This is a genomic window from Knoellia sp. AC549 (assembly GCF_979258975.1).
The window spans coordinates 2226087-2251857 of the sequence record NZ_OZ409890.1 but is presented as its reverse complement, the minus strand read 5'-3'; the positions used below and the strand labels follow the sequence as shown (position 1 = coordinate 2251857).

29 protein-coding genes are annotated in these 25771 nt (G+C 70.7%); 15 read left to right on the top strand and 14 right to left on the bottom strand.

Annotated elements, in window-relative coordinates:
- Window positions 1–24: 24 nt before the first annotated feature.
- A complete protein-coding gene (purF, locus tag ACZZ98_RS10895; RefSeq protein WP_463516257.1) occupies window positions 25–1599 on the bottom strand; it encodes an amidophosphoribosyltransferase in 1575 nt (524 codons plus the stop codon).
- Window positions 1600–1695: 96 nt separating this feature from the next.
- Between purF and ACZZ98_RS10890 the strand changes: the two genes are divergently transcribed.
- The 5 genes from ACZZ98_RS10890 to ACZZ98_RS10870 all read left to right on the top strand — a co-directional run bounded on the left by ACZZ98_RS10890 (window position 1696) and on the right by ACZZ98_RS10870 (window position 5622).
- A complete protein-coding gene (locus tag ACZZ98_RS10890) occupies window positions 1696–2421 on the top strand; it encodes a hypothetical protein (protein ID WP_463516256.1) in 726 nt (241 codons plus the stop codon).
- Window positions 2409–3296 carry a molybdopterin-dependent oxidoreductase gene (locus ACZZ98_RS10885; protein ID WP_463516255.1) on the top strand — a complete coding sequence of 296 codons (888 nt, stop codon included), beginning with the start codon at window positions 2409–2411 and terminating at the stop codon, window positions 3294–3296. The genes ACZZ98_RS10890 and ACZZ98_RS10885 overlap by 13 nt, the downstream gene beginning before the upstream one ends.
- Window positions 3297–3527: 231 nt before the next feature.
- Window positions 3528–4184: a fasciclin domain-containing protein gene (locus tag ACZZ98_RS10880; RefSeq protein WP_463516254.1), complete on the top strand. Its 657-nt coding sequence runs from the start codon at window positions 3528–3530 to the stop codon at window positions 4182–4184.
- Between the two features lie 50 nt (window positions 4185–4234).
- Window positions 4235–4837: an ECF RNA polymerase sigma factor SigK gene (gene sigK, locus ACZZ98_RS10875; RefSeq protein ID WP_463516253.1), complete on the top strand. Its 603-nt coding sequence runs from the start codon at window positions 4235–4237 to the stop codon at window positions 4835–4837.
- A complete protein-coding gene (locus ACZZ98_RS10870) occupies window positions 4834–5622 on the top strand; it encodes an anti-sigma factor (protein WP_463516252.1) in 789 nt (262 codons plus the stop codon). Before sigK ends, ACZZ98_RS10870 begins: the two co-directional genes overlap by 4 nt.
- A 37-nt stretch (window positions 5623–5659) precedes the next feature.
- Here ACZZ98_RS10870 and ACZZ98_RS10865 read toward each other — a convergent pair whose 3' ends face one another.
- From ACZZ98_RS10865 to ACZZ98_RS10845, 5 genes are read right to left on the bottom strand one after another with little or no spacing between them, the layout of a single operon-like run.
- Window positions 5660–5845, bottom strand: a complete 186-nt coding sequence (locus ACZZ98_RS10865) for a hypothetical protein (protein WP_463516251.1) — start codon at window positions 5843–5845, stop codon at window positions 5660–5662.
- Window positions 5842–6285 (bottom strand): SRPBCC family protein, encoded by a 444-nt coding sequence (locus tag ACZZ98_RS10860; RefSeq protein WP_463516250.1) that lies wholly within the window; start codon window positions 6283–6285, stop codon window positions 5842–5844. The genes ACZZ98_RS10865 and ACZZ98_RS10860 overlap by 4 nt, the downstream gene beginning before the upstream one ends.
- 32 nt (window positions 6286–6317) lie before the next feature.
- Complete coding sequence (locus ACZZ98_RS10855; protein WP_463516249.1) at window positions 6318–6566, bottom strand: hypothetical protein; 249 nt, start codon at window positions 6564–6566, stop codon at window positions 6318–6320.
- 10 nt (window positions 6567–6576) lie between these two features.
- Window positions 6577–7434 (bottom strand): LLM class flavin-dependent oxidoreductase, encoded by an 858-nt coding sequence (locus ACZZ98_RS10850; RefSeq protein WP_463516248.1) that lies wholly within the window; start codon window positions 7432–7434, stop codon window positions 6577–6579.
- A gap of 6 nt (window positions 7435–7440) precedes the next feature.
- The gene (locus tag ACZZ98_RS10845) at window positions 7441–7830 is read right to left on the bottom strand and encodes a sterol carrier family protein (protein ID WP_463516247.1); all 390 of its coding nucleotides are present in this window, start codon (window positions 7828–7830) and stop codon (window positions 7441–7443) included.
- Window positions 7831–8017: 187 nt separating this feature from the next.
- Here ACZZ98_RS10845 and ACZZ98_RS10840 point away from each other — a divergent pair, with 187 nt between their 5' ends.
- The 3 genes from ACZZ98_RS10840 (at window position 8018) to ACZZ98_RS10830 (ending at window position 10653) form a co-directional block, all read left to right on the top strand.
- A complete protein-coding gene (locus ACZZ98_RS10840) occupies window positions 8018–8956 on the top strand; it encodes a metallophosphoesterase (RefSeq protein ID WP_463516246.1) in 939 nt (312 codons plus the stop codon).
- On the top strand, window positions 8953–9774 hold the full coding sequence (locus tag ACZZ98_RS10835) for a bifunctional metallophosphatase/5'-nucleotidase (protein WP_463516245.1): 822 nt from the start codon (window positions 8953–8955) through the stop codon (window positions 9772–9774). Before ACZZ98_RS10840 ends, ACZZ98_RS10835 begins: the two co-directional genes overlap by 4 nt.
- 78 nt (window positions 9775–9852) lie before the next feature.
- Entirely contained in the window at window positions 9853–10653 is an 801-nt protein-coding gene (locus ACZZ98_RS10830) for a spermidine synthase (protein WP_463516244.1), read from the top strand.
- A gap of 21 nt (window positions 10654–10674) precedes the next feature.
- Here the strand turns inward: ACZZ98_RS10830 and ACZZ98_RS10825 are convergent, their stop codons facing one another.
- A complete protein-coding gene (locus tag ACZZ98_RS10825; protein ID WP_463516243.1) occupies window positions 10675–10872 on the bottom strand; it encodes a hypothetical protein in 198 nt (65 codons plus the stop codon).
- Between the two features lie 72 nt (window positions 10873–10944).
- On the opposite strand from ACZZ98_RS10825, the gene ACZZ98_RS10820 reads away from it, so the two are divergent.
- Window positions 10945–11406: a MarR family winged helix-turn-helix transcriptional regulator gene (locus tag ACZZ98_RS10820; protein ID WP_463516242.1), complete on the top strand. Its 462-nt coding sequence runs from the start codon at window positions 10945–10947 to the stop codon at window positions 11404–11406.
- Window positions 11407–11554: 148 nt separating this feature from the next.
- Here the strand turns inward: ACZZ98_RS10820 and ACZZ98_RS10815 are convergent, their stop codons facing one another.
- The 5 genes from ACZZ98_RS10815 to soxR all read right to left on the bottom strand — a co-directional run bounded on the left by ACZZ98_RS10815 (window position 11555) and on the right by soxR (window position 18266).
- Window positions 11555–12325, bottom strand: coding sequence for a hypothetical protein (locus ACZZ98_RS10815; protein ID WP_463516241.1), 771 nt, complete (start codon window positions 12323–12325; stop codon window positions 11555–11557).
- Between the two features lie 88 nt (window positions 12326–12413).
- On the bottom strand, window positions 12414–16316 hold the full coding sequence (gene purL, locus ACZZ98_RS10810; protein WP_463517766.1) for a phosphoribosylformylglycinamidine synthase: 3903 nt from the start codon (window positions 16314–16316) through the stop codon (window positions 12414–12416).
- A gap of 125 nt (window positions 16317–16441) precedes the next feature.
- Entirely contained in the window at window positions 16442–16750 is a 309-nt protein-coding gene (locus ACZZ98_RS10805; protein WP_463516240.1) for a hypothetical protein, read from the bottom strand.
- A gap of 138 nt (window positions 16751–16888) precedes the next feature.
- The gene (locus ACZZ98_RS10800) at window positions 16889–17779 is read right to left on the bottom strand and encodes a phosphoribosylaminoimidazolesuccinocarboxamide synthase (protein ID WP_463516239.1); all 891 of its coding nucleotides are present in this window, start codon (window positions 17777–17779) and stop codon (window positions 16889–16891) included.
- Between the two features lie 34 nt (window positions 17780–17813).
- The gene (soxR, locus tag ACZZ98_RS10795) at window positions 17814–18266 is read right to left on the bottom strand and encodes a redox-sensitive transcriptional activator SoxR (protein WP_463516238.1); all 453 of its coding nucleotides are present in this window, start codon (window positions 18264–18266) and stop codon (window positions 17814–17816) included.
- Between the two features lie 54 nt (window positions 18267–18320).
- On the opposite strand from soxR, the gene ACZZ98_RS10790 reads away from it, so the two are divergent.
- The 4 genes from ACZZ98_RS10790 to ACZZ98_RS10775 all read left to right on the top strand — a co-directional run bounded on the left by ACZZ98_RS10790 (window position 18321) and on the right by ACZZ98_RS10775 (window position 21729).
- Entirely contained in the window at window positions 18321–19745 is a 1425-nt protein-coding gene (locus tag ACZZ98_RS10790; RefSeq protein WP_463516237.1) for an MFS transporter, read from the top strand.
- 61 nt (window positions 19746–19806) lie between these two features.
- The gene (locus ACZZ98_RS10785; RefSeq protein ID WP_463516236.1) at window positions 19807–20394 is read left to right on the top strand and encodes a biotin transporter BioY; all 588 of its coding nucleotides are present in this window, start codon (window positions 19807–19809) and stop codon (window positions 20392–20394) included.
- 31 nt (window positions 20395–20425) lie between these two features.
- Window positions 20426–21121 (top strand): energy-coupling factor ABC transporter ATP-binding protein, encoded by a 696-nt coding sequence (locus ACZZ98_RS10780; protein ID WP_463516235.1) that lies wholly within the window; start codon window positions 20426–20428, stop codon window positions 21119–21121.
- A complete protein-coding gene (locus ACZZ98_RS10775; RefSeq protein ID WP_463516234.1) occupies window positions 21121–21729 on the top strand; it encodes an energy-coupling factor transporter transmembrane component T family protein in 609 nt (202 codons plus the stop codon). Before ACZZ98_RS10780 ends, ACZZ98_RS10775 begins: the two co-directional genes overlap by 1 nt.
- A 36-nt stretch (window positions 21730–21765) precedes the next feature.
- On the opposite strand, the gene ACZZ98_RS10770 is transcribed toward ACZZ98_RS10775, so the two are convergent.
- Window positions 21766–22209: a VOC family protein gene (locus ACZZ98_RS10770; protein ID WP_463516233.1), complete on the bottom strand. Its 444-nt coding sequence runs from the start codon at window positions 22207–22209 to the stop codon at window positions 21766–21768.
- A gap of 44 nt (window positions 22210–22253) precedes the next feature.
- On the opposite strand from ACZZ98_RS10770, the gene ACZZ98_RS10765 reads away from it, so the two are divergent.
- On the top strand, window positions 22254–23183 hold the full coding sequence (locus tag ACZZ98_RS10765; RefSeq protein ID WP_463516232.1) for an LLM class F420-dependent oxidoreductase: 930 nt from the start codon (window positions 22254–22256) through the stop codon (window positions 23181–23183).
- Here the strand turns inward: ACZZ98_RS10765 and purD are convergent.
- Window positions 23176–24456, bottom strand: coding sequence for a phosphoribosylamine--glycine ligase (gene purD / locus ACZZ98_RS10760; RefSeq protein WP_463516231.1), 1281 nt, complete (start codon window positions 24454–24456; stop codon window positions 23176–23178). The genes ACZZ98_RS10765 and purD overlap by 8 nt on opposite strands.
- A gap of 296 nt (window positions 24457–24752) precedes the next feature.
- Between purD and ACZZ98_RS10755 the strand changes: the two genes are divergently transcribed.
- Window positions 24753–25745, top strand: coding sequence for a helix-turn-helix transcriptional regulator (locus ACZZ98_RS10755; protein WP_463516230.1), 993 nt, complete (start codon window positions 24753–24755; stop codon window positions 25743–25745).
- The last annotated feature ends 26 nt before the right edge of the window (window positions 25746–25771 follow it).

Here is a 25771-nt window from a genome sequence, read left to right as displayed (position 1 = left end):
CCGGTCAGCCTAGAGGTCGCGAGGTCACGGGCGGCGGACGGCCTCGGCCGCACCGCCCGAGGCCGTCACCGAGACCCGCTCGACGTCGAGCGTGCCGGTATCGGTGGGGTCGGTGCCGGCCTCGTCCACGGGGAACTCGAGCTCGAGCAGACCCTTGCCGAGGCGGTCCGACGACGGGAGCTCCAGCGGGTAGACACCGGTGAAGCAGGCCGTGCAGAGCCGCTCGCGCTCCTGGTTGGTCGCGGCGATCATCCCGTCCTCGGAGATGTAGCCGAGCGAGTCGGCGCCGATGGAGTTGCAGACCTCCTCGACACCGATGCCGGTGGCGATGAGCTCTGCCCGGGTGGCGAAGTCGATGCCGTAGAAGCAGGGCCAGCGCACCGGCGGTGACGAGATGCGCACGTGCACCTCGGCTGCACCCGCCTCGCGCAGCATCCGCACCAGTGCGCGCTGGGTGTTGCCCCGCACGATCGAGTCGTCGACGACGATGAGGCGCTTGCCCTTGATGACGTCCTTGAGCGGGTTGAGCTTGAGCCGGATGCCGAGCTGTCGGATCGTCTGAGAGGGCGCGATGAACGTGCGGCCGACGTAGGCGTTCTTGACCAGCCCCTGGCCATAGGGGATGCCTGACTCCTGGGCATAGCCGATCGCCGCCGGGGTGCCCGACTCGGGCGTCGGCATGACGAGGTCGGCCTCGACCGGGTGCTCGCGGGCCAGGGCGCGGCCCATCTCGACCCGGGCCTCGTGCACCACTTGGCCGTTGATCGTCGTGTCGGGGCGGGCGAGGTAGACGTACTCGAAGACACAGCCCTTGCGGTCGGTCTCGGCGAAGCGCTGCGAGCGCAGCCCGTCCTCGTCGATGGCGATCAGCTCGCCCGGCTCGACCTCGCGGATGAAGGACGCACCGACGATGTCGAGCGCGGCGGTCTCGGACGCGACGACCCAGCCGCGCTCAAGGCGACCGAGCACCAGGGGACGGATCCCTTGGGGGTCGCGGGCGGCATACAGGGTGTGCTCGTTCATGAAGACGAAGCAGAAGGCGCCGCGCAGCCTGGGGAGCACGTCGAGGGCCGCGGCCTCGACGGTGCGGTCGGGGTCGGCGGTGAGCAGCGCGGTGACGAGGGCGGTGTCGGTGGTGTTGCCCCGGCCGATCTCACCACGGTGGCGGCTCGTGCCCGACGCCTCGTCGACGAGGTCACGCAGCTCGGCCGAGTTGATGAGGTTGCCGTTGTGCGCCAGGGCGAGGGTGCCGCCGTCGTGGCCCCCGAGGGTGGGCTGGGCGTTCTCCCAGGTGGAGGCACCCGTCGTCGAGTAGCGGCAGTGGCCGATGGCGAGGTGGCCGGTCAGCGAGCCCAAGGAGCGCTCGTCGAAGACCTGGGAGACCAGTCCCATGTCCTTGTAGACGAGCAGGCGTCGGCCGTTGCTCGTCGCGATGCCGGCGGACTCCTGGCCCCGGTGCTGCAACGCGTAGAGGCCGTAGTAGGTCAGCTTGGCGACCTCCTCGCCGGGGGCCCACACTCCGAAGACACCGCAGGCGTCCTGCGGCCCCTTCTCGCCGGGCATCAGGTCGTGGGTCAGTCGTCCGTCTCCGCGTGCCACACTCCCAGTGTCCCACGAGTTCTCGGGACGCCGACACGGCGAGGTGTGGGCCTGCGCGACCCATCCACCTCCTGCCCCCGCTCCGAATGGCTTGCCATGGACACCACCGCTCGCACCACCCCGGCACGATGGCCGTATGCCGTGAGCGGGCTCCTCGCAGCCGCTTCCGGCGCCGCCGCCGGCCATCTCGTAGCTGCCTTCGTGGCGCCCGAGTCCTCACCCGTGCTCGCCGTGGGCTCACAGGTCATCGACGCCACGCCCACACCGGTCAAGGAGTGGGCCGTCCGGACGATGGGCACCGCGGACAAGCCGATCCTCATCGGCAGCGTCGCCGTCGTCACCCTGATCTTTGCCGCCGTGGCGGGGCTCGTGTCCCGTCGCCACCCCACCGTCGGCCGACTCATGATCGTGGTCCTCGCCGCGCTCGCCGCCGCCGCTGCCGTGCTGCGACCCACCGCCGGGCAGACCGACGTCATCCCCGGACTGGTCACCGGCCTCGTCGGCGTGCTCGTGCTCGGCGCCCTGCTGCGACTCCTTCCTCGCGCCGGGGACGCCGAAGCCACCGAGAATGGGGCCGTTGACCGTCGCGCCGTCGAGAGCCCGACCGACCACAACGCCCGGGCGACCGGCGAGCCGAGCCCCGCAGGGCGCCGCGCCTTCCTCCTCGGAGCCGGTGGCGCGACCGTGGGAGCGGCCGCCGTCGGCGGTCTGGGGCAGAGCTCACGAGCGACGCGATCGCGCCGTCGACGATCGCGCTGCCCGGTGCCACCGAGCCGCTCGCGCCGCTGCCCGCCGGCATCGAGGGCAAGGTGCCCGGCCTGACGAAGTGGCGCACCGCCAACAAGGACTTCTATCGCATCGACACCGCCCTCGTCATCCCTCGCGTCGACCCCGACTCCTGGAAGCTGAGGATCGACGGCGACGTCGACAACCCCTTCACCCTCACCTATGCCGAGCTCAGCGCCATGCCGCTCATCGAGAAGGACATCACGATGTGCTGCGTCAGCAACGAGGTCGGCGGTGGCTACATCGGCGGCGCCCGCTGGCTCGGCGTGCCCGTGCGCGAGCTGCTCGAGAAGGCCGGAGTGCGCTCCGGTGTCGACCAGATCCTCAGCACCTCGGTCGACGGCATGACCATCTCCACGCCGGTCCAGGCGCTGACCGACGACCGCGACGCACTTCTCGCGATCGGCATGAACGGCGAGGCGCTCCCTCGCCGCCACGGCTACCCCGTGCGGCTCGTCACGCCCGGACTCTTCGGCTTCGTCGGCTCGACCAAGTGGCTCGAGAGCCTCACGGCCACGACGTATGCCGCCAAGAAGGCCTACTGGACCGAGCGCGACTGGGCCATCGACGGACGGGTGATCACCCAGTCACGCATCGACACCCCCCGCGGCCTGGCTCAGCTCAAGGCCGGCAAGACCGTCATCGGTGGGGTCGCCTGGGCCCAGGGTCGCGGCATCGAGAAGGTCGAGATCCGCATCGACGAGGGACCGTGGCAGAAGGCCACCCTCGGCCCGGACGCCAACATCGACTACTGGCGGCAGTGGTTCCTCGAGTGGGACGCGCCCGCCGGGCTCCACGACATCACCGTGCGCGCCACCGACCTCACCGGAGCCGTCCAGGTCGAGAAGAGGGCCTCACCCTTCCCCCGTGGAGCCACGGGCTGGCACTCCATCCCCGTCAACGTCGAGTAGCTGTCACGACTTTGCTCCCCATGAGGGGAGCTGAAGGGTCCGGAGGGAGATTCTCCCTCCGGACCCTTCGCTGTCTGTCCTGGGGAGCACTGCTGGGGCGAGGTGGGAGCGGAAGGCGGGCGTACGGCATACCCAGCAGTAGAGATCCGAGAAAGGCTGTCTCGCAACCAATCCGGTCAACAGGTGGCGGCGAATAAGAGGTGTACGCCAACCCGCACTTAGGAGACCACCATGAAGCTCACTACCCGCACCGCCGCTATCGCTCTCGCCCTGACCCTGCCCCTCGGGCTCGCGGCCTGTGGCAGCTCCGACGAGCCGGACGCCGCGGCGTCCTCGTCGACCACGTCCGAGTCCACCCCCTCGGAGACCCCCTCTGAGACCCCCTCGGAGTCGGCTTCCACCGACGCCATGGCTGGCAAGCCGTTCGGTCCTGGCTGCGCCAAGGTCCCGGCCTCGGGCGCCGGTTCGTTCGACGGCATGTCCACCGCCCCGGTGGCCACCGCTGCGAGCGCCAACCCGCTCCTCAAGACCCTCGTCACCGCAGTCGGCGAGGCCGGCCTCGTTGACACCCTCAACGGCGAGAAGGCCCTCACCGTGTTCGCGCCGATCGACAGCGCGTTCGCTGCCCTGCCCAAGGCGACGATGGACGCCGCGATGGCCGACCCCAAGGGTCTGCTCACCAAGGTGCTCACCAACCACGTCATCGCCGGCAAGATCGGCCCCGACATGATCGCCGGCGAGCAGAAGACGCTCGGTGGCGGGACGATCACCGTCACCGGCAGCGGCGAGGACTTCAAGGTCGGCGACGCCAGCGTCATCTGTGGCAACGTCCAGACCGCGAACGCCACGGTCTACATCGTCGACAAGGTCCTGCTCCCGGCCATGTGATCGACGGCAACACGGGCTCGATGAGTACGCACGAAGCGAAGTAGGCAATCATGGTCATCATGGCAGCAGTCGGATCAGGGGACACGTCCGCACCGGCTGCTGCCATGGGACCGGATCTCGGAGCACTGCTGACCCGATCCGCTCGCGGTGACGAGTCAGCCTTCGCCCAGCTCTACGACGCCACCGCGGCCAGGATCCACGGCCTCGTCGTCCGAGTCGTCCGCGACCGGGCACAGAGCGAAGAAGTCACCCAAGAGGCCTTCCTCGACATCTGGCGGCACTGCACCCGCTTCGACCCGTCTCGAGGTTCGCCCCTCTCGTGGATGCTCACCATCGCGCACCGCAAGGCCGTGGACCGGGTTCGCTCGGCCGAGGCCAGCAAGGCACGAGAAGTGACGTACGAGATGAACACAACTGAACGAGAGCACGACTCGACGCTCGAAGAGGTCGAAGTACGGCTCGACCAGCAACGCGTGCGTCGCGCGCTGGCCACCCTGACCGAGACCCAGCGGGGCGCGGTCGAGCTGGCCTACCTCGGCGGACACACGCACACCGAGGTGGCAGCACTCCTGGGCATTCCGCTCGGGACGGCCAAGACCCGGATCCGCGACGGACTCATCAGACTTAGAGACACATTGGAGGTGACGGCATGAACCCAGACACCCACGCACTGGCAGGTGCGTATGCCGTCAATGCCGTAACTGACGAGGAGCGCCGCTCCTTCGAGGTCCACCTGGACCTGTGCGAGGACTGCCGCGCCGAGGTGACCGAGCTGCAGGCCGCCGCCGCAGCCCTGGCCGTGGACGTCGAGCTGCCTCCGCCCCCTCCCATGCGCGCCTCGGTCCTGGCGGCGATCTCGCAGACCCGCCAGCTCTCGCCGATCGCCTCGGCCCCCCAGGCTCAGACCTCATCGTCCGTCGGGCCCGCCGCGGCGACCCCTGAGAGCCGGCCGACGTCGTCGACCGCCGCGCCGGTCGACGAGCTCGCCGCCCGCCGCCGGTTCCGGGTCCAGCCCTGGCTCGCCGCCGCAGCTGCCGCCGCCGTCTTCGCCGTGGGTGGAGCCGTCTGGCAGCCCTGGGAGGACAGCTCGCAGCAGCTGACCGCGACCGAACAGGTGCTGCGCGCCGACGACGCCCAGCGCGTCGAGCAACCGATGAACGGCTCGAAGATCACCATCGTCCGCAGCCCCTCGCACAAGAAGGCCGTCTTCGTCGCCGACTCGATGCCCGAGGCGCCGTTCGGCAAGGCCTACCAGCTGTGGTTCGACGTGCCTGGCCGGGGCATGGTCAGCGCCGGCCTCATCAAGGACAGCGGGGCCGTGACGATCGGGATGCAGGGAGACGCGACCGTGGCGACGGGTGCCGGGATCACACTCGAGCCCGCCAGCGGGTCAGAAAAACCGACGAGCGACCCGGTGGCCCTCTTCTCCTTCGCCTGACCTTGCTCCCGCCCGGCTGTGCCGGGTGAGCGAGACGTCACGTGCGGCGACGCCCGCTCAGTGCCAGGGTCAGCCCAGCGACGACCACGAGTGGTCCGACGACCGCCCACAACGTCACACCGGACATGGCGCTGCCACCGACGATCCCTAGGCCCTGAAGGGTCCAGATCGTGCCAAGGACGATGAGGACGGCGCCCAGTGCCCACCGCGCGCGGAAGCTCATGACTTCGGCTGCGACTCGGCGAAGTCCTTGAACGCCACCAGGTACTTGTGGCTCGCCTTCGGGAAGGACCGGCCGAAGAGCACCCCGACGACCTTCATCGCGCCGGTGAACTCGAAGACGTTGCGGGAAACCCATCGGGTGGCCTCAGGTCCGTCCTCGTGGAACTCGTGACGAGAGACGTTGTGCACGCCCTTGGCGTCGTAGATGCCCTCGAAGAGGTCGGGCAGCTCACGACGGGTGACGGTCTCGATCATCTCCATCGTGCCGCGGCCGCGCTTGAAGGTCAGCCGGGACGTGGCCCCGGGATGACCGGGCTCGCCACTCAGGGGCTCGAACGAGATCAGCCCCTCCTGCCACTTGGCAAGGTTGGCGGGGTCGTCGAAGAGCTCGACGAACCGGCCGCGAGAGACGTTCACGACGATCTCCTGGGTGTACTCCACAGCGGAACGCTACTGCGCACGTCCACTCGGTGTCAGCGGTTCCGGCGCTCCGACAGGGTCTCGACCAGCACCGAGACGCCGGCAGCGAGGAGACCCACGACCAGGGCTCCGAGCAGACCCAGATAGCCGACGGCGGTCGACGTGGAGTACTCGCCTGCCGCCACGCGCGCCGACGGCTCGAAACCGCGATAGACGCCGAGGGCCCCACCCAGCGCGAACCCCACCAGCGCTCCGATGACGAGGGCGCGGATGTGGTTGGGGCGACGGACCTGGCTGCTCACGACCTCCACGCTACTTGCCGCCGGCCGGGCCGACGACATCGGAGGCGACGGCTTCGAGCGTTGCGAGCGACCCGGCATACGGGGACTCGGGTCGCGGCCAGTGGGTGATGGTGTCGGTGAAGCCGAGCTCGGCGGCGCGCCCCGTCATGTCCTCGTAGACGCCGACGGACTCGAGCGAGAACTGCGGCGACGAGTCGAGGAGGAGATAGCGGTCGAGACCCTCCGATCCGGCGATGGCGGTGAACTTCTCCGCCAGGCCGGCCACCACCGCCCACCACTCCTCGAGCGTGTCCGTCTTGGCCCCCGTCGTCACCCATCCCTGCCCGTGCGCCGCGGCCACCCGCAGCGAGCGCGGCCCGTTGGCGGCGACGACGAACGGCACGCGGTCGCGGACGGGACCCGGCAGCGTGCGGGCGTCCCGCACGGCATACCAGTCTCCGTCGTGGTCGACGTGGTCCTCGCGGAGCAACCGGTCGAGCAGCGGCACGTACTCGTGGAAGCGGTCGACGCGCGCCTTGAGTGGATGCACCTCGCCCAGAACGGCCGAGTCGAGGTCGCCCCCGGTGCCGAGCCCGCAGAGGAAGCGTCCACCCGACAGGTCATCGAGGGCCAGGACGTCGCGAGCGAAGACATAGGGATGGCGGAAGTTCGGTGAGGTGACGAAGGTGCCGAGCCCGATCGTCTCGGTCACCCCTGCCGCGGCGGCGAGCGTCGGCACCGCCGGGAACCAAGCGCTGTCGGGCAGCCCGCCCCAGACGAGGTGGTCATAGACCCAGGCGTGCGCGAACCCCATCTCCTCGACGGCGCGCCAGCGCGGGCCGGCCTCGCGCCAGGGGAGGTCGGGCAGGATCGAGATTCCGTGTCGCACGTCGGATCAGCTCGTTTCGGTGTCGGGGAAGAGCGGCAGGTATGCCGTGAGGTCGCTTCGAGTGCCGCTGACCCGCAGGCGTCCCTCACCAGCCGCCTCGCTCGGCGTCTCGTGACCGACGGCCAGGGCGAGCCACGTCGTCGCGTCGGTCTCGATGACGTTGGGTGGGGTGCCGCGCCGGTGCTGGAGCCCCTCGATGCACTGGACGACGCCGAACGGTGGCACGCGCACCTCGACGCTGCGGCCAGGTGCACGCACCCCCAGCTCCTCGAGGGTGAACCGCACGGCGAGCGCCGTCGTCGGGCGGTCCACGGACTCCCCGGAGCGCTCGGCGAGGGTCCAGGCGGTGAGCGCAGCGCGCCCGTCGGCGACGGGGACACGGCGACGCGACGGCATACGCGTCATCGTAGGTCGGGGCACCGACGGAACCGGACCGGCAGGAGAGCACCAGGCAACCTCAAAAATAGTTCTGCAGATCTAGAGACTGACGTCAGTGCGGTGAGGCACGATGGCCGAGGTCGTCGGTAGCCGCCGATGACTCCCCTGGAAGCACCCGGCCGATGGGCCACAAACAGGAGTTGGCATGACGTTCCTCACCCCGCGCCGAGTCGGCGCCGCCTTCGTGGCGGCGACCTGCGCAGCCGCCCTCGCGACCGCACCCGCAACGGGCGCACCGCAGGGCAAGCCCTCACCCACGGTCAAGGGCAACCCCAACCTCACCAGCGTGCAGCTGCTCTCGTTCAACGACTACCACGGTCACCTCGAGGCGACCGACCCGAAGCTGTCGCTCGCACAGGATCCGAGCCAGACCGAGGTCGGTGGCGCCGAGCACCTGTCGAGCACCCTGAGCCAGCTGCGCGCCAAGGTCGGCGACGCTTCCAGCCTCACTGTTGCCGCCGGTGACCTCATCGGTGGGTCGCCGTTCCTCTCCGGCATGTTCCACGACGAGCCCTCGGTCGAGTCGCTCAACCAGATGGGCCTCGACGTCAGCTCGGTCGGCAACCACGAGTTCGACGAGGGCACCGACGAGCTGCTCCGCATGCAGAACGGCGGCTGCCACCCGACCGACGGCTGCTACTTCCCGTCCCAGCCGTATGCCGGTGCGGACTTCCAGTGGCTCTCGGCCAACGTCGTCCGCAAGGACACCGGTCAGACCCTCCTGCCCGGAACCTCTGTCAAGACCGTGGGCGGGGTCAAGGTCGGCTTCATCGGCATGACGCTCAAGGCCACGCCGACCCTCGTCAGCCCGGCGGGTGTCTCCTCGGTCGACTTCCTCGACGAGGTCCAGACCGCCAACGGCCAGGCCGCAGCGCTCAAGAAGCAGGGCGTCAAGTCCATCGTCGTCCTCATCCACGAGGGTGGCTACCAGACCGGGACGATCAACGGCTGCACCGGCATCTCGGCTCCGATCGCGCAGATCGCGGCCCAGGTCACCGCCGACGTCGACCAGATCATCACCGGTCACACGCACGCCGGCTATGTCTGCTCGCTGCCGGACCCGGCGGAGCTCCTCGGCTCGTGACCAGCGCGGCCGACTACGGGCGCGTCGTCACCGAGAGCAACCTCGTCGTCAACACCAAGAGTGGTGAGGTCATGCGTGAGGCCTCGACCGCGGTCAACCGCCTCGTCGCCCGGACGACCCCGAAGGACCCGGCGATCACGAGCATCATCAGCAAGTGGAACACCCTCGCCGGCCCGCTCAAGGCGCAGGTCGTCGGCACCCACACCGAGGACATCCTCGGCGACTCGAGCGGCAACCGGGGCATCGAGACCCCGATGGCCGACGTCGTGGCCGACGCGATCCTCGCAGGCACCGACGGTGCCGACGAGGGTGGCGCACAGATCGCCTTCATGAACGTCGGTGGCGTCCGCGAGGACCTGCCGATGGCACCGAAGTACACCGAGCGCGCCGGTGAGATCACCTACGCCGAGGCGTTCGACGTCGCACCGTTCAACAACCTGCTCGTCAGCCTGACCCTGACCGGTGACCAGATCCGTCAGGTCCTCGAGCAGCAGTACCAGCCGGTGGCCGCCCGCGGGTCGCGACCGATGCTGGCGCTGGGTGTGTCCGAGGGCTTCACCTATGCCTGGGATGCCTCGCAGCCGCAGGGTTCACGAGTCGTCGCCGGCTCGATGGCGTTGAACGGCACTGCCATCAGCCCGACGCAGACCTATCGCGTCGGCACGCTGAGCTTCCTCGCCGACGGTGGCGACCTGTTCAGCGCATTCAGTGGCGGGACCAACCGCACGGGCGGACCGGAGGACCTGGCGAACCTCGTCGCGTACTTCCAGGCCAACCCCGGACTCGACGCCCCGGACAGCCGGGTCGCCGGTCTCTGACGCACCAGGGCACCACGACTGCTCCACTCTCGAGCACCCCCTGCGCCACCACGGCGCGGGGGGTGCTTGGCTTCTGTCGTGAGCGACGTGGCGGAGTTCGAGCAGGACGGTGACGTCACCTGGATCCGCATCGGTGAGCACCCACAGTCGGCCGTGTCGCTGGGCGACCCCGAGCTGCTCGTCTTCGAGTACGTCCAGCACCTGGCGCTCTGCATCGACGCGGCCTTCGCCCGGCCCGAGCCGCTGCGGGTGACGCACGTCGGTGGCGCCGGGCTGACGTTGGCGCGGTGGATGCACGCCACCCGACCGGGATCGCCGCAGATCGTCCTGGAGCCTGACGTCCCCCTGACCGACACTGTGCGCCGGGAGCTGCCCCTGCCCCGGGGCCACCGGATCCGGGTGCGGCCCGTGCGCGGCGAGGAGGGGATCGCTCAGCTGGCCGACGCCAGCGCCGATCTCGTCATCCTCGACGCCTACGTCGACGGACAGGTTCCGGCGGCGCTGACGACGTTCGAGTGGCTCAGCGAGGTCGGGCGAGTCCTCGCTCCTGGTGGGCTGTTCCTCGCGAACCTCGGCGACCGACCGGGCCTTCGGTATGCCGCCCGCGTCGCCTCGGGTGCCCGAGCCGCCCTGGGGCCGGGGACGCAGACGGCCTACGTCGGACTGCACCAGGTCCTCAAGGGCAAGGGGTTCGGCAACGTCGTCCTCGCGGCCACGCGCCGGCCCCTCCCACTCTTCGAGATGCGGCGCGCGACGGCGCGGCTGGCCCTGCCCACCGGCGTCGTGGGCCCGGGAGAGGTGCTGTCGCGCGGCGCCGGCGCCTATCCGTTCAGCGCCACCTCGGGCGACACCGCCGACTCCCCCGCCCCACCCGCGTGACCTGCGGGCTCGCCGGCTGCGTCAGGCCGCTTCGGCGTCGCGCTTCATCCGGGACTCGCGGGCTGCGGCCACCTTGGCGTCGCGGCGGCGCCGCAGCCGCATCTGGGGGTCGTCACCCGCACCGAGCTGCGCGGGGCCGAAGACCTCCCACATGAGCATCTGGATGCGGTAGCCGAGCCGGTAGCCCAGCGACAGACCCTCGTTCTGCGGCTTGCCCATCCTCGACCTTCCTTTGTGCACTCATGGTTTGTACACTCACGATATCACCCCACGCTCGCAGAGGATCTGTTCATGCCGACGTCGAAGACCAGCTCCGCCACTGCGGCAACCGACCTCCTGGCCCTTGACCGACAGGTCTGCTACGCCCTGGCCGTCGCGTCCCGCAACGTCATCGCGCTCTACAAGCCGCTGCTCGAGCCGATGGGGCTGACCCACCCGCAGTACCTCGTCATGCTCGCCCTCTGGGAGGAGACGCCGCTGAAGGTGAGCGAGCTGGGACGCCGGGTCAGCCTCGAGCCGGGCACCCTGTCACCGCTGCTCAAGCGCCTCGAGTCGAGCGGTCTCGTCACCCGCGGACGCGACCCCCGCGACGAGCGCGCTCTCGCGGTCTCGCTCACCCCCAGAGGCACCCGCCTCCGGAGCCGCGCCGAGCAGGTGCCGCCCGCGATCATCGAGCGCCTCGGCATGGAGATCGACGAGCTGGAAGGCCTGCGCGACGGGCTCACCCGCCTCATCGCCGCCGCACGGTCCTGACCCGGCCACCGCTGCCCACGTCACGGCCCACCTCACGGCGCATGCCGCTGCGTTCGGGCGCGCTTTCGGCACGGCGGCGCGGAACGTTCCGCGTCCTCGCGCCTGATCCGCGCCCGTCAGGTCCCGGCCTTCCACACCTGCGCTCCGGTCAGCTCGGCCGGCGGAAGTCCTCCGGCGACCAGTGCTGGGGGTAGCCCATGGCGGCGCCGTTGCCCAGGTTGTCCGCCGAGTCAACGGGTGCCCGGGCCGGCACAGGTCCGCCCCCCGCGCCCTCGTCCTGGTCCTCGTCCTTGACCAAGGCGTCGCGGTCGTCACGGGACCCGTCGGCGGGGTCGTTGCCGTCACCGGCAGCAGGGGCGACGGAGTCGTCGTCGCTCGCGTCGTCCTGGGGCTCGAGCCGCAGCCACCACAGGCCCGCGAGGGTGAGGATGAGGGCCGCGGCGACAAGAGTCGTCAGGGCGCCGAGGGTCAGCTCGGTCATGGGCTCCGGCCCGAAGAAGACGGCCGAGTCGGACGCGTCACCCGGCGAGGTCAGGACGTAGAGGTTGGCGAGAACGAGTGCCACGACGGGGACGAGCACGACGAGCCCAGCGGCCAGCACCTCCCACCTGGCCAGCCGGACCTTCGCCCACGACGACTGCCGGTGGAGCACCAGCACGGCCGCACCCACCAGAACGCTCGCCACCACGAGCTGGATGGCCACCTGCCGGTAGCTGAGATCGAACGCGACCATGGTGAGACGTTGCGAGAACGGCACAGGGCCCTCGGCTGGGCCCTCTGGCCCATATGCCTCGGCCGACTGTCCCCAGGCGAACCAGATGGCCAGCCCGGCGCCGAGCGCCGTCAGCACCGACGCCCCCGCCAGCAGCCGAGCACTGACCCCGAGCAGCCGCTCGGTCGACCTTGGCCACGAACGCATCAGTCGCCCCCTCCATCGACGTGAGTTCCCCTGCACACCTCACGGCACAGGCTAGGGGGTCTACCCCTCTCCGGAGCCGGAATGTTGATCAACCGACGAAGGTGCGGGCGTTGCGGAACATCCGCATCCACGGCGAGACGTCCTCGACGCGACCGCTCGTCCACGACATCTGGGCGTTGCGCTGCACCCGTTCCGGGTGCGGCATCATCGCCGTGAAGCGGCCGTCCGTCGTGGTCACCGCAGTGAGTCCGTCCGGGGATCCGTTGGGGTTGAACGGGTATGCCGTCGCGACCCCACCGTCGTTGTCCACGAACCGAGCCACCCGCTGGACGGCTGCCTGGTCGCCGCGGGTCGAGAAGTTCGCGAACCCCTCGCCGTGGGCGACCGCGATCGGGATGCGGGACCCCGCCATGCCGGACGTGAAGATCGAGGGCGAGTCGAGGACCTCGACGAGCGAGAGCCGGGCTTCGTACTGCTCGGAGCGGTTGCGCGTGAACCGCGGCCAGGCCTGAGCACCGGGGACGAGGTCGGCCAGGGCCGCGAACATCTGCGCGCCGTTGCAGATGCCCAGCCCGAAGGTGTCACCACGCCCGAAGAACGCCGCAAACTCCTCGGTGAGGCCCTCGTTGAAGAGCACCGAGCGCGCCCAGCCCTCACCGGCGCCCAACGTGTCGCCGTAGGAGAAGCCGCCGCACGCCACGAGCCCGACGACGTCGGACAGCGACGCCCGACGAGTCTGGAGGTCGGTCATGTGGACGTCGAACGTCTCGAAGCCAGCGCGGTGGAACGCATAGGCGGTCTCGATGTGTGAGTTGACGCCCTGCTCCCGCAGCACCGCGACGCGCGGCCGCGCGCCGACATTGAGATAGGGCGTAGCCACGTCGACGGCCGGGTCGAACGACGTCGAGACGTGGAGACCAGGGTCATCGTCCGCCCCGAACGAAGCGTGCTCCTCGTCGGCGCACTCCGGGTTGTCCCGCAGCGACGCGATGCGCCACGAGACCTCGTCCCAGGCCTGCGCCAGGTCACGCACCGCCTCGTCCAGCGGCACCTCGCCATCCACGGACACGGTGACGCGGCGCTCGGACTGCGTGCCGCCCATGATCGACGAGAGCTCGCCGACCCCAGCGTTGACGAGGACCTCGCGGACCTCGCTGACCGCGTCGGCGCGCACCCCGAGCACGGCGCCGAGCTCCTCCGTGAACAGAGCCTCGACCGAGTCCACGGCAATCTCGACCCCGAGTCCGCTGGCAAAGGCCATCTCGCACACGGTCGCCCACAAGCCGCCGTCGGAGCGGTCGTGATAGGCGGAGAGCAGCCCACGAGAACGCAGCTCACGCACCGCGTCGGCGAACGCCACCAGTCGCGCCGGGTCATCAAGATCGGGCGCCTCCCCGCCGAAGACGCCCGACACCTGCGCAAGCATCGAGCCACCGAGACGGTTGGCGCCGGCGCCGAGGTCGACCAGGACCAGTGCCGAGTCGGGCTCGAGCTGCGGCGTGAGCGTCCCGCGCACGTCGGGCAGCGAGGCGAACGCCGACACGACGAGCGACACCGGTGACGTCACCTGGCGCGCCTCGCCCGAGGCCACATCGGTCCACTTGGTCCGCATCGACATCGAGTCCTTGCCGACCGGCACCGAGATCCCCAGCGCGGGGCACAGCTCCATGGCCACCGCCGCGACGGTGTCGAAGAGGGCGGCGTCCTCACCGGTCTCGCCGGCGGCCGCCATCCAGTTGCACGACAGCTTGACGGCCGAGAGGGCAGGCAACGGAGCAGCCAACAGGTTGGTCAACGCCTCCCCGACCGCCATGCGACCGGAAGCGGGAGCGTTGACCGCAGCGAGCGGCATACGCTCCCCCGACGCCATCGCCTCGCCAGCAAAGCCGACGTGGTCCGCCAGGGTGACCGCGACGTCGGCCACGGGCACCTGCCACGGACCGACGAGCTGGTCGCGGTGTGAGAAGCCGCCGACCGTGCGGTCCCCGATGGTGATGAGGAAGCGCTTGCTCGCCACCGACGGGTGGCGAAGGACGGCGTATGCCGCCTCCCGCAGATCAAGGTCGTCGAGCACCATGCCCTCACCGCCGGTCCACGACACCCGGGTCGCGTCGCGGGTCATGCGCGGCGGCTTGCCGAGGAGGACCTCCATGGGCATGTCGATGGGCACGTCGTCGTCGGAGTCGCCGGCCACCAGCAGCTGCGCATCGTCGGCAGCGACCCCGATGACCGCCAGCGGGCAGCGCTCGCGCGCCGCGAACGACTCGAGAAGCTCGAGCGAGTCTGGCGCGATCGCCAGGACGTAGCGCTCCTGGCTCTCGTTGACCCAGATCTCCTTGGGCGCGAGACCGGACTCCTCGAGCTGGATCGCGGACAGGTCGAAGCGGGCACCGAGCCCGGCATCGTTGACGAGCTCGGGGAAGGCGTTGGAGAGCCCACCCGCTCCGACGTCGTGGATCGCGAGCACGGGGTTGTCGGCGCCGAGGGACCAGCAGGAGTTGATGACCTCCTGCGCGCGGCGCTCCATCTCGGGGTTGCCCCGCTGCACGGAGTCGAAGTCGAGGTCGGCGGCGTTGGTGCCCGACGCCATCGACGACGCCGCGCCCCCGCCCATGCCGATGCGCATGCCCGGCCCGCCGATCTGCACGAGCAGGGTGCCTGCGGGGAAGAGGACCTTCTCGGTCTGGTCGGCGCTGATCGAGCCGAGGCCACCGGCACTCATGATCGGCTTGTGGTAGCCGCGACGCACCCCGTCGACGGTCTGTTCGTAGACGCGGAAGAAGCCACCCAGCCCCGGACGCCCGAACTCGTTGTTGAACGCCGCGGCGCCGATGGGGCCGTCGACCATGATCTCGAGCGGGGTCGCGATGTGCTCCGGCGTGCCGTAGACCTCGGCCTCCCAGGGCTCGCTGGTGCCGGGCAGGTGGAGGTTCGAGACGACGAAGCCAGTCAGCCCTGCCTTGGGCGCCGAACCCCGGCCGGTCGCACCCTCGTCGCGGATCTCACCACCGGCTCCGGTCGCCGCGCCCGGGAACGGTGAGATCGCGGTCGGGTGGTTGTGCGTCTCGACCTTCATGAGGACGTGGACGTCCTCCTCGCGAGCGGCGTATGCCGTCGGGCCGTCACCGCGCGCCGGCAGCCAGCGCTCGATCCGCCGGCCCTCCATGACGGAGGCGTTGTCCTTGTAGGCGACGATCGTGCCCGCGCCGGCGACGGCCTCCGTGTGGCGGATCATCCCGAAGAGGCTCTTGACCTGCGGCTCGCCGTCGACGATGAAGTCGGCGTTGAAGATCTTGTGCCGACAGTGCTCCGAGTTGGCCTGGGCAAACATCATCAGCTCGACATCGGTCGGGTTGCGCCGCAGTCCGGTGAACGCAGCCGCCAGGTAGTCGATCTCGTCGTCCGACAACGCGAGCCCGTATGCCGTGTTCGCGGCTTCCAGTGCCTCTCGCCCGCCGCCGAGGACGTCGACGTGCTCCATCGGCTCGGCCCGGCGCTCGTCGAACAGGGCCGCGGCCGCCTCCCGCAGCGGCAGCGCGGTCTCGGTCATCCGGTCGTGGAGAACCGCCGCGACAGCACCCCAGGCCCCCGCGTCGGACTCGCCGGAGAGGTCGACGCCCTCGACGACGAACTCGACGACCCGCTCGACCCGTCGCAGGTCGATGCCGCAGTTGTGCGCGATGTCGGTGGCCTTGCTCGCCCAGGGGGAGATGGTGCCCAGCCGGGGGGCGACCACGACGAGAGTGGAGGGGGCCTCGGTCGGCGACCCGCCGGCATACGCGTCGCCGTAGGTGAGGAGTCGCTCGACCGTGGCTCGTTGCCCGTCGTCCAGCGGCTGCTCACTCGCGACCCAGTGGATGAAGCGGGCCGTGACCCCGGTGACGGCCGGGTCGACGGCTCGCAGGCGGGCGAGCAGGGCGCGGGTCCGGAAGGGTGAGAGCGCAGACCCACCCTCGACAGTGGTCAGGGCGAGGTCGTGCGTCGAAACCATCACGTGGGAGATCTCCGAAGGTGGTGCGGCCGGGCCGAGTCACAGGCTACTGGCCCGGCCGCACCCCGAGACGGTCGCGTCCGTGGAGCCGAGAGCCGTGGCAGCGCTCGGCGACACGCGGTTGCTCAGTGCCCGACGTTCCCCCGGCAGGCCTCTCCGGGGCTGGGGACGGCGCCCTTCAGGCCGAGGCTGACGAAGAGGCCGTAGTTCTGCGTGTAGTTGCGCTGCGAGGTGAGCGCGTCGTCGTTGAAGCCAAGGGGGTTGCCCTCGACGCTGTCCGGAACATCGCGACCCGAGTAGGAGCACTCGGACTTGCCGTTGACCCCGCCAGGGACCGACCCGCCCTTGCCGTTGTACTCGCCGGCGTGGGCTGCGGCGCCGCCGCCGAGGACGAGCCCGAAGGCGATGATGCAGGTGGACGCGATGCGCTTCATGGACTGCCTACTCTCCGTGTGGGGATGGCCGAAAGGCGCATCGCAGGGGCGGCACGCCAGCCTTTCGGGACGCTACTCCCGGCTCCCCAGGGCAGACATAGCCCTTCCGAGCCAGCGCCACCACCCGGACGAACCGCATCACAGGGTCTGGCCGGTGAGCCTCTCGTAGGCCTCGACGTACTTCGCCCGCGTCCGCTCGACCACCTCGGCGGGCAGCGCGGGCGGCGCCTCGCCGGACGACTTCGACCAGCCGCTCTCGGGAGACAGCAGCCACTCGCGCACGAACTCCTTGTCGAAGCTCGGCTGGCTGTGCCCGGGCTCCCACTGGTCAGCGGGCCAGAAGCGCGACGAGTCCGGGGTGAGCACCTCGTCGGCCAGCACGAGCCGACCCAGCTCGTCCACGCCGAACTCGACCTTGGTGTCGGCGATGAGGATGCCGCGATCCGCCGCGATCTCGTTGCCGCGCGCCAGGATCCGGGTCGTGAGGTCACGCAGTTCAGCCGCGCGAGCCACGCCCACCTCGGCCTCCACCGCCTCGAACGGCATCGGCTCGTCGTGCTCCCCCGCCGGCGCCTTCGTCGAGGCGGTGAAGATGGGCACGTCGAACTTGTCGCCGTCCCGCAGCCCGGCCGGAAGCGCCAGCCCACTGACGGTGCCGTCCGCGGCATACTCACGCAGTCCTCCCCCGGTCAGGTAGGCGCGGGCCACGCACTCCACCGGCACCATCTGGAGCCGCTGGACGAGGACCGCCCGCCCCGCCACCACGTCGGGCACCTCGACCGACACCACGTGGTTGGGCACGATGTCGGCCAGCTGCTCGAACCACCACAGCGACAGCTGCGTCAGCACGACGCCCTTGTCCGGGATCGGCGGGTCGAGGATGAAGTCGAACGCCGAGATCCGGTCCGACGCCACGAGCAGCAGCTGGTCGTCGCGGCCCTCCGGCACATAGAGGTCACGGACCTTGCCCGAGTAAAGGTGCGTGAAGCCGGGGATCTCGAGCGGTGACTGCGTCGCGGGCGTCGTCATGCCGCAGATTCTGTCAGCCTCGGCGACGGGCGGGTCACGCCCTGGCCGCGGGCGGCCAGCGCTGCGCCCCGGGTCCGTCGGCGCCGCGAGCATCGTCAGGGTTGTAGATCGGGCACGACGTCATCGACAGGCAGCCGCACCCGATGCAGCCGGTGAGCCCGTCGCGCACTTCGGTCAGGGCCTCGATCCGCTCGGTCAGCGCGTCGTGCCACACGGTCGAGAGCCGCGCCCAGTCGCGTTTGGTCGGCGGATGGTCGGACGGCAGGGTCGCGAGCGCCTCACCGATCTCGGCGAGACTCAGCCCGAACCGTTGCCCCGCGCGGACGACGGCGATCCGGCGGAGGGTATGCCGTGCGTAGCGGCGGTGGTTGCCGGCGTTCCTCACGCTCTGGATGAGTCCGCGGTCCTCGTAGAAGCGGACCGTGGGGACGGAGACGCCGCTGCGTGCCGCGACCTCGCCGATGGGCAGCTCGTCGTCCTTGTCCACGACTCCACCCTACGACTTGATCTCAAGCGCGCTTGAGATATGAGGATGCTCCCCATGACCTCGACGGCCGACGTGCCCACTGCGCCGAACCTGGCCGACGACCCTCCGGAGCGGTTCTTCAGCGCCAAGCACCTCCCCGTGGCGGTGGGCATCATCGCCCTCGTCACCCTCGGCGCCTTCGAGAACAGGGCGACGATCAGCATCATGCCGACTGCGGCCCGGGCGCTCGACGGGCTGGCCTGGTTCGGACCGGCCAACGCCTCGTCGATGGTGACGTTCATGGTGGCCGTCGTCGTCGCCGGACGCTGGGTCGACCGGGTCGGCTCACGCACCGTCCTCCTCACCGGGCTCGCCACCTTCGCCGTCGCCCAGGTGGTCACGGCAAGCGCCCCGTCCATGGCCGTCTTCATCGCGGGCCGTGGGCTCTCCGGTGTCGCCGAGGGCCTCATCGACGTGTCCACCCTCGTCTTCGCCGCCCGCGCCCTGCCTGACCACCTCCGGGCCAAGGTCTTTGCGACCTTCGCCGCCGCGTGGATCCTGCCCAGCCTCCTCGGGCCGGGTGCTGCCGGCGCCGCCGAAGCCCTCGTCGGGTGGCGCCTCGTCTTCCTCCTGCCGACCGCCCTCCTCCTCCCCGCACTGCTGCTGCTCCTTCCGGGGCTGCGACGCGTCAGCGCCCGGCGCGACGACGGCGCAGCCGGCGGGGTGCCGGACGCTGGCCGAGAGGGGGCGCTGCTGCCCGCGCTCGGACTCGCCACGGCCGTCGCCCTCCTCAGTGTCGGCGGCCCCCTCGCCTTCGACGACGGCGACCACCACTTCGCGGGGCTGGCGAGCCTCGCCGTCGGCGGGGCCGCGCTGGTCGCCACGATCCGAGCAGCGCTGCCGGCCGGGACGCTGACCGCAGCACCCGGCATACCCGCCGTCGTCGCCCTGCGCACACTGCTCGTCATCGCCTTCGGCGGGGTCGGTGGCTATCTGCCGCTCATGCTCGACGTCACGCACGACGTGGGCCCGGCCCTCGCGGGCATCAGCCTGAGCGTCACGGGGGTGTTCTGGGCCGCGGGCTCGGCGATCCACAGCCTCGACGCGGTGCAGCGCCGACTCGACGCCGCGGCCCGCGTCCGCCTCGGTCTCGCCCTCATCGCCCTCGGAGGCGTCGGCCCCGTGCTCCTCTCGCTCGAGCTGGTCGCCCTCGTCCCGGGCCTCGCCGGCTGGGCGCTCGCCGCGACCGGGATGGGCCTGTCCTCGCCGAGCCTGGCCACGGAGATCTTCACGCTCGCTCCCCAGCACGAGCAGGGCCGGGCGACGGCCGCCTCGCAGATCGGCGCGAGCCTGGGGAGCGCCCTCACGACGGCCGGTGGCGGCGCCCTCATCGCGGCACGTCACGACACGCTCGACGGAGGTGTCTTCGCCGTACTCATGGGTATCTCCCTCGGGGCCGCCGTGGTCGCTCTCACGCTCACGCAGCGCATTCGTCCGTAGAAGACTCCCGCGCACGGACGGGGGTGCCGCGAACCGTTGGCGGACTGGCACACTCCCTCCCATGCTCAAGTCCCGCGACCTCGCGCTCATCGCCATCTTCACCGGAGTGATCGCCGCTCTCGGCCTCATCCCGGCCGTCTCGCCGTTCGGTGGCAGCGTGCCGATCACCGCGCAGTCGATGGGCATCATGCTCGCCGGCGCGATCCTCGGCGCGAAGCGCGGCGCACTCTCGGTCCTGCTCTTCCTCGCGCTCGTCGCGATCGGCCTGCCCCTGCTCTCCGGCGGCCGTGGCGGGCTGGGCGTCTTCGCCGGGCCGAGCGTCGGCTACCTCGTCGGCTTCCCGCTCGCGGCCTGGCTCATCGGACGCCTCACGGAGTCCATCGGCCGCCCCTACCGCCTCACCCTCGGCGTCATGGCCAACATCCTCGGTGGCGTGATCGCCCTCAACGTCGTCGGGATCATCGGCATGGCCATCGTCCTCGAGGTCTCCCTGGTCAAGGCGACGGCGCTCGCCGCGGTCTTCATGCCCGGTGACCTCGTCAAGGCGGTCATCACCGCGTTCGTCGCGGTCGGCGTCCACGCGGCCTACCCCGGCCTCATCCCGGCGCGCGCCCCGAGGACCGCCCCGGCGGACCGCGTCTCCGTCTGACCCGCGACACCACCGTGCCGCACACCTCCTGATGCCTCGGATCCGCGTCGCCGACGTCAGCCACTCCTTCGGCGACGGGGCGGCTCGGCGCCCGGTCCTGGTCGACCTCGACCTCACCCTCACCGAGCCGCGCATCGGCATCGTGGGCGCCAACGGGTCGGGCAAGTCGACCTTCGTCCGCCTGCTCAACGGCCTCGTCCACCCCGACGCCGGCACCGTGACGATCGACGGTCGCGACACCGTGCGCGACGGGCGCGAGGTCCGGCGCAGGGTCGGCTTCTGCTTCACCGACCCGGACGCCCAGATCGTCATGCCGACCGTCGCCGAGGACATCGCCTTCGGCCTGCGCCGCCGAGGCCTGTCCAAGGACGAGATGCGCGCACGCACGCAGGCCGCGCTCACGGCATACGGGCTCGATGGTCATGCTGACCACCCGGCACACCTGCTCTCCGGTGGCCAGAAGCAGCTCCTCGCGCTCGCCAGTGTCCTCGTCACCGAGCCGGACCTGCTCGTCCTCGATGAGCCCACGACGCTGCTCGACCTGCGCAACGCCGCGATGGTCCGACGGGTCGTCGACGGCCTGCCGCAGCAGGTCGTCCTCGTGACCCACCACCTCGACCTCCTCGACGGCTTCGACCGGGTGGTCGTCTTCGACGAGGGCCGGATCGTCCATGACGGAGCGCCCACCGAGGCCGTGGCGGCCTACCGCGCGCTCGCGACGCGCTGATGGCCGCGCAGGCCGTCCCGCTGTTCCACCCGGGCACGTCCGTCGTGCACCGTGTCGGCGCCGGAACCAAGCTCCTCGTGCTGCTGGCGGCGGGCATCGCCCTGGCGATCTGGCGGTCACCGTGGCAGGTCGGTCTCGCCCTCGTGCTGGTCCTTGTCGGGTATGCCGTCGCGCGCCTGCCGCTGCGCACGCTCGTTCGCCAGGTGGTCGGGTTGGCGTGGATCGCGGTGCCGCTGTTGGTGGTCCAGTGGGTCTTCGCCTCGTGGCAGACCGGCGTGGGTGTCGTCGGGTCCTTCGTCTCGCTCGTGCTGCTGGCCGGCCTGGTGACGCTCACGACACGGACGACGGCGATGGTCGACATCGTCGTCCGCGTGTGTGGCTGGCTGCGCCGGTTCGGTGTCGACCCCGAGCGCGTCGGGCTCATGCTGGCGCTCGGCATCCGTTCGGTGCACGTCGTCATCGGGCTGGCGCAGGAGGTGCGTGAGGCGCAGCACGCGCGAGGGCTCCGGGCGAGCCCGCGCGCGTTCGCCGTGCCGCTCATCGTCCGGTCGCTGCGGCACGCCGACCGACTTGGTGAGGCGCTCACCGCTCGAGGCGTCGACGACTGAGCTCGACGTGTCGCGACGGGGTGCCACGTGAGGCCGTCAGACGATGCAGAACTCGTTGCCCTCTGGGTCCTCCATGACGAGATGGTCCAGGTGGCCGTCCAGGTGGTCCTCGCGTTGCCGGCGCGCACCATGGGCGAGGAGGTCGGCCTCCTTGGCCAGGATCCGGGACAGGCGCAGCTCCTGGTCGACGCGGCGGCCCCCGCTCACCTTGACGTCGAGGTGGACGCGGTTCTTCACCGTCTTGGACTCCGGGACCTTGAGGAAGCTGATCGTCGGCCCCGCCCCCGAGACGGGCGTGATCGCTGCACCATCACCCCACTCCTCCTCGGGGACCTCGTGGTCGCGCAGGAAGCTCGGCCAGTCGCTCCACCCCTGCGGAGGCGGCGCCTCGACATAGCTCAGTGCCCGGCACCAGAACGCCGCCACCACCTGCGCGTCGTGGCAGTCGACCGTGATGCCCAGATCCGGGGTCTCGTCCATCTTCAGAACGTAGCGCCGAGGACCGACAGCCCTAGGGTTGTGGCATGGACATCCGGATCTTCACCGAGCCTCAGCAGGGCGCCACCTATGACGACCTGCTCGCCGTCGCCCGTGCCACCGAGGACGCCGGGTTCGACGCCTTCTTCCGGTCCGACCACTACCTCCACATGAGTGGCGACGGGTCACCCGGCCCCACCGACGCGTGGGTCACCCTCGCCGGACTCGCCCGCGACACGACCCGGATCCGCCTCGGCACGCTCGTCACCGCCGCGACCTTCCGCCTACCCGGTCCCCTGGCCGTCCAGGTCGCCAACGTCGACCAGATGTCCGGCGGTCGGGTCGAGATGGGCCTGGGTGCCGGGTGGTTCGAGGCCGAGCACACGGCATACGGGATCCCCTTCCCCGACGTCCGGGAGCGCTTCGACCGTCTCGAGGAGCAGCTCGCCGTCATCACCGGGCTCTGGAGGACGCCGCGGGGTGAGACGTTCGACCACGACGGTTCGCACTACCCGATCGTCGACGCACCGGGGCTCGGCACGTCCGGCTCCGACGGCGGCATCCCGGTCATCATCGGCGGCGCGGGCAAGCGGCGCACGCCGGAGCTCGCGGCCCGCTACGCCGACGAGTTCAACGCCGCCTTCCGGCCCGCAGCCGAGGCCCGCGAGCTCTATGCCAGGGTCCAAGCAGCCTGCGAGGACCGCCGCCGCGACCCGGCCGAGCTGGCCCTCTCGAGCGCCAACGTCGTCTGCCTCGGCAACGACGACGCGACCCTGCGCCGCCGCGCCGCCGCGATCTCTCGTGACGTGGACGAGCTGCGCGCCAACGGTCTTGCCGGCTCCAGCGACGAGATCGTCGACAAGCTCGGCGCCTTCGCCGAGGTGGGCACGACTCGCGTCTACCTGCAGGTCCTCGACCTCACCGACCTCGACCACCTGGACGACATCGCCGCAACGGTCCTCCCCCAGCTCAGCTGACGCTGATCTCGCCCCGCGCTGCCTTGAGGGCGATGTCGCTGCGGTGGTGCGAGCCCTCCAGCCTGACGAGCTCCACTGCGGCGTAGGCGCGTTCGCGTGCCTGCACCAGGTCGGCGCCGGTCGCGACGACCGACAGCACCCGGCCACCGGCGGACACGAGTGCCCCGTCTGCATCGAGGGCCGTCCCGGCATGGAGCACGTATGCCGTGGGCACCGCCTCGATCTCGCCGAGCCCTGCGATGTGGTCGCCGGTGCGCGGGGGGCCCGGATAGTTGTGCGACGCCACGACCACGGTCACCGCGTGGGCGTCGTCCCAGCGCAGGGTCGGGTAGTCGTCGAGGCGTCCGGTCGCGGCGGCCTTGAGCAGCCCGCCGAGCGGCGTGAGGAGACGGGCGAGGACGACCTGGGTCTCGGGATCGCCGAACCGGGCGTTGAACTCGATGACGCGCGGGCCGCGGGTGGTCATCGCGAGACCGATGAAGAGCACCCCGACGAAGGGCGTGCCACGGCGGCGCATCTCGTCGATCGTGGGCTGCGCCACCCGGGCCACGAGGTCGGCGGTGAGCCCGTCAGGCGCCCAGGACAGGGGGCTGTAGGCGCCCATGCCACCGGTGTTGGGCCCCTCGTCGTCGTCGGCGACCCGCTTGAAGTCCTGCGCGGGACTGAGCGGCAGGACCGTCACACCGTCGCTGAGGACGAAGAGGGAGACCTCCGGCCCGTCGAGGAACTCCTCGACGACCACGCTGCCCCCCTCCTTGGCCAGGCAGGCCTGCGCATGGGCCAGCGCGGCGTCGCGGTCCTCGGTCACGACGACGCCCTTGCCGGCCGCGAGGCCGTCCTCCTTGATGACGTGGGGGGCGCCGAGCGAGTCGATGGCGTCGGCCACCTGCTCGATCGTCGTGCACACGTGCGCCAGACCGGTCGGCACGTCGGCGGCCGACATCACGTCCTTGGCGAAGGCCTTGCTGCCCTCGAGCCGGGCCGCCTCTGCCGACGGTCCAAAGACGTCAAAACCGCTGTCCTTCAAGAGGTCGGCGACACCGGCGACGAGCGGGGCCTCGGGCCCGATGATGACGAGATCCACCTGGTGGCGCTCGGCGATCGCGAGGACGGCAGGGCCGTCGGTCACGTCGGCCAGCGGCTCGCACAGGGCCAGGGTGTCGATGCCGGGGTTCCCGGGGGCGGCGACGATTCCGTCGACCATCTGGTCCCTCGTCAGGCTGCGGACGATGGCGTGCTCGCGGGCACCGGAGCCGACGACAAGAACCTTCATGGGCACTCAGCCTAGGGGCGCCCAACGCAGGCCCGGACAGCAGTCCGCGACACGGCATACCGGCGTGATGAAGGGCCGGAGAAAGAGGTGTGGGCGCGACGCGCCCGGGGAGCAGGGGGGTACCCCCGGGTGCGCCGCGCCCGTTCACGCGGCACTCACGGTTGGGGGGAACCGGAGGCTCTACGCGAACGTCGACGAGGTCGACGTGACCCACCATGACACGTCGTTCACCCTTCATTCAAACCGAACGGCGGCGGATTCCTGACAATGTCGCTTTTCCGCCATAGGGTGAGCACGTGCCCGAGTCCGATTCCCGCCCCTTGGGCGACGAGCTGACCACTCGGCTGTATCTCCTGCTCCTGCGCCTGCCGTCCCCTCGCCGCACCGCACTCCTCCAGGAGGGCTTCACCGAGGACGAGGTGACCGCCTCTCTCGCCCGCCTCCACGACCGCGGACTGGTCGACGCCGCCCGGCGCGACGTCATCGAGGTCTTCCCTCCCGACACGACGCTCCCGGCCCACGCCGCCGACCTCGAACGGCAGGCCCGGGCCACCCGCTCGGCGATCGAGGGTCTGTCACACCTGTTCTACGAGGCCAGGAGCGGGAAGGCCGGCATCCGCACAAGCCCCGAGGTCTCCCTGCTCGACACCGTCGAGGACATCGAGGCGGCGTTCTTCCGGGCCGCCGGCCGGGCGGAGAGCCGCATCGTGCGCCTCGTCGCCCGCAGCGAACGCATGGACAGGGTCCTCATCCACCACCCCGAGTCGATCATCGCGGCGCGCGCTCCCACCATGAGGCCCAGTCCCGAGCGGCTCGTCGTCTTCGAGCAGTCGATCCTGGAGGTCGACGGCGCCTTCAGCGCCCTCGAGACGATGCGCGGTGACGGCATCGACGTCCGGCTCACCCCACACCTCGCCTTCTCCGTCCTCGCCGTCGACCGCAGCGCCGCCGTCCTGGACATCAGCCACCTCGAGCCCGGTGGCGGCGGGTCCCTCTATGTCCAGCAACGCCAGCTCGCCAGCGCGATCATGGACATGTGCCTGGGCTTGTTCTCGCTCAGCACCCCCTTGCCACGCACCCCGCGGGGGCCGACGCTGAGCCGCCTGACCGACCGCGACGGCCAGGTCATCGCGCTCCTCGCGGCCGGCGCGAGCGACCTCACCATCGCTCGGCAGCTGAGCATCTCGCAACGCACGGTCGAACGTCGGGTCCGCGCGATCATGGAGGAGCTCGGGGCCACGACGAGGTTCCAGGCGGGTGCCATCGCGGTTCGGCGCGGTTTCCTCTGATCCGGACGCTGTGGACCGGTGCCCAC

Bases quoted from the DNA above. Each gene is read 5' to 3' on its own strand.
- ACZZ98_RS10840 (WP_463516246.1), top strand. From the start codon at position 8,018: ATGACGTTCCTCACCCCGCGCCGAGTCGGCGCCGCCTTCGTGGCGGCG.
- ACZZ98_RS10780 (WP_463516235.1), top strand. From the start codon at position 20,426: ATGCCTCGGATCCGCGTCGCCGACGTCAGCCACTCCTTCGGCGACGGG.
- ACZZ98_RS10770 (WP_463516233.1), bottom strand. From the start codon at position 22,209: ATGGACGAGACCCCGGATCTGGGCATCACGGTCGACTGCCACGACGCG.
- ACZZ98_RS10890 (WP_463516256.1), top strand. From the start codon at position 1,696: ATGGACACCACCGCTCGCACCACCCCGGCACGATGGCCGTATGCCGTG.
- purD (WP_463516231.1), bottom strand. From the start codon at position 24,456: ATGAAGGTTCTTGTCGTCGGCTCCGGTGCCCGCGAGCACGCCATCGTC.
- ACZZ98_RS10865 (WP_463516251.1), bottom strand. From the start codon at position 5,845: ATGAGCTTCCGCGCGCGGTGGGCACTGGGCGCCGTCCTCATCGTCCTT.
- ACZZ98_RS10820 (WP_463516242.1), top strand. From the start codon at position 10,945: ATGCCGACGTCGAAGACCAGCTCCGCCACTGCGGCAACCGACCTCCTG.
- ACZZ98_RS10870 (WP_463516252.1), top strand. From the start codon at position 4,834: ATGAACCCAGACACCCACGCACTGGCAGGTGCGTATGCCGTCAATGCC.
- ACZZ98_RS10815 (WP_463516241.1), bottom strand. From the start codon at position 12,325: ATGCGTTCGTGGCCAAGGTCGACCGAGCGGCTGCTCGGGGTCAGTGCT.
- purL (WP_463517766.1), bottom strand. From the start codon at position 16,316: ATGGTTTCGACGCACGACCTCGCCCTGACCACTGTCGAGGGTGGGTCT.
- ACZZ98_RS10785 (WP_463516236.1), top strand. From the start codon at position 19,807: ATGCTCAAGTCCCGCGACCTCGCGCTCATCGCCATCTTCACCGGAGTG.
- sigK (WP_463516253.1), top strand. From the start codon at position 4,235: ATGGTCATCATGGCAGCAGTCGGATCAGGGGACACGTCCGCACCGGCT.
- ACZZ98_RS10765 (WP_463516232.1), top strand. From the start codon at position 22,254: ATGGACATCCGGATCTTCACCGAGCCTCAGCAGGGCGCCACCTATGAC.
- ACZZ98_RS10880 (WP_463516254.1), top strand. From the start codon at position 3,528: ATGAAGCTCACTACCCGCACCGCCGCTATCGCTCTCGCCCTGACCCTG.
- ACZZ98_RS10825 (WP_463516243.1), bottom strand. From the start codon at position 10,872: ATGGGCAAGCCGCAGAACGAGGGTCTGTCGCTGGGCTACCGGCTCGGC.
- ACZZ98_RS10790 (WP_463516237.1), top strand. From the start codon at position 18,321: ATGACCTCGACGGCCGACGTGCCCACTGCGCCGAACCTGGCCGACGAC.
- ACZZ98_RS10775 (WP_463516234.1), top strand. From the start codon at position 21,121: ATGGCCGCGCAGGCCGTCCCGCTGTTCCACCCGGGCACGTCCGTCGTG.
- ACZZ98_RS10805 (WP_463516240.1), bottom strand. From the start codon at position 16,750: ATGAAGCGCATCGCGTCCACCTGCATCATCGCCTTCGGGCTCGTCCTC.
- ACZZ98_RS10800 (WP_463516239.1), bottom strand. From the start codon at position 17,779: ATGACGACGCCCGCGACGCAGTCACCGCTCGAGATCCCCGGCTTCACG.
- ACZZ98_RS10845 (WP_463516247.1), bottom strand. From the start codon at position 7,830: ATGCCGTCGCGTCGCCGTGTCCCCGTCGCCGACGGGCGCGCTGCGCTC.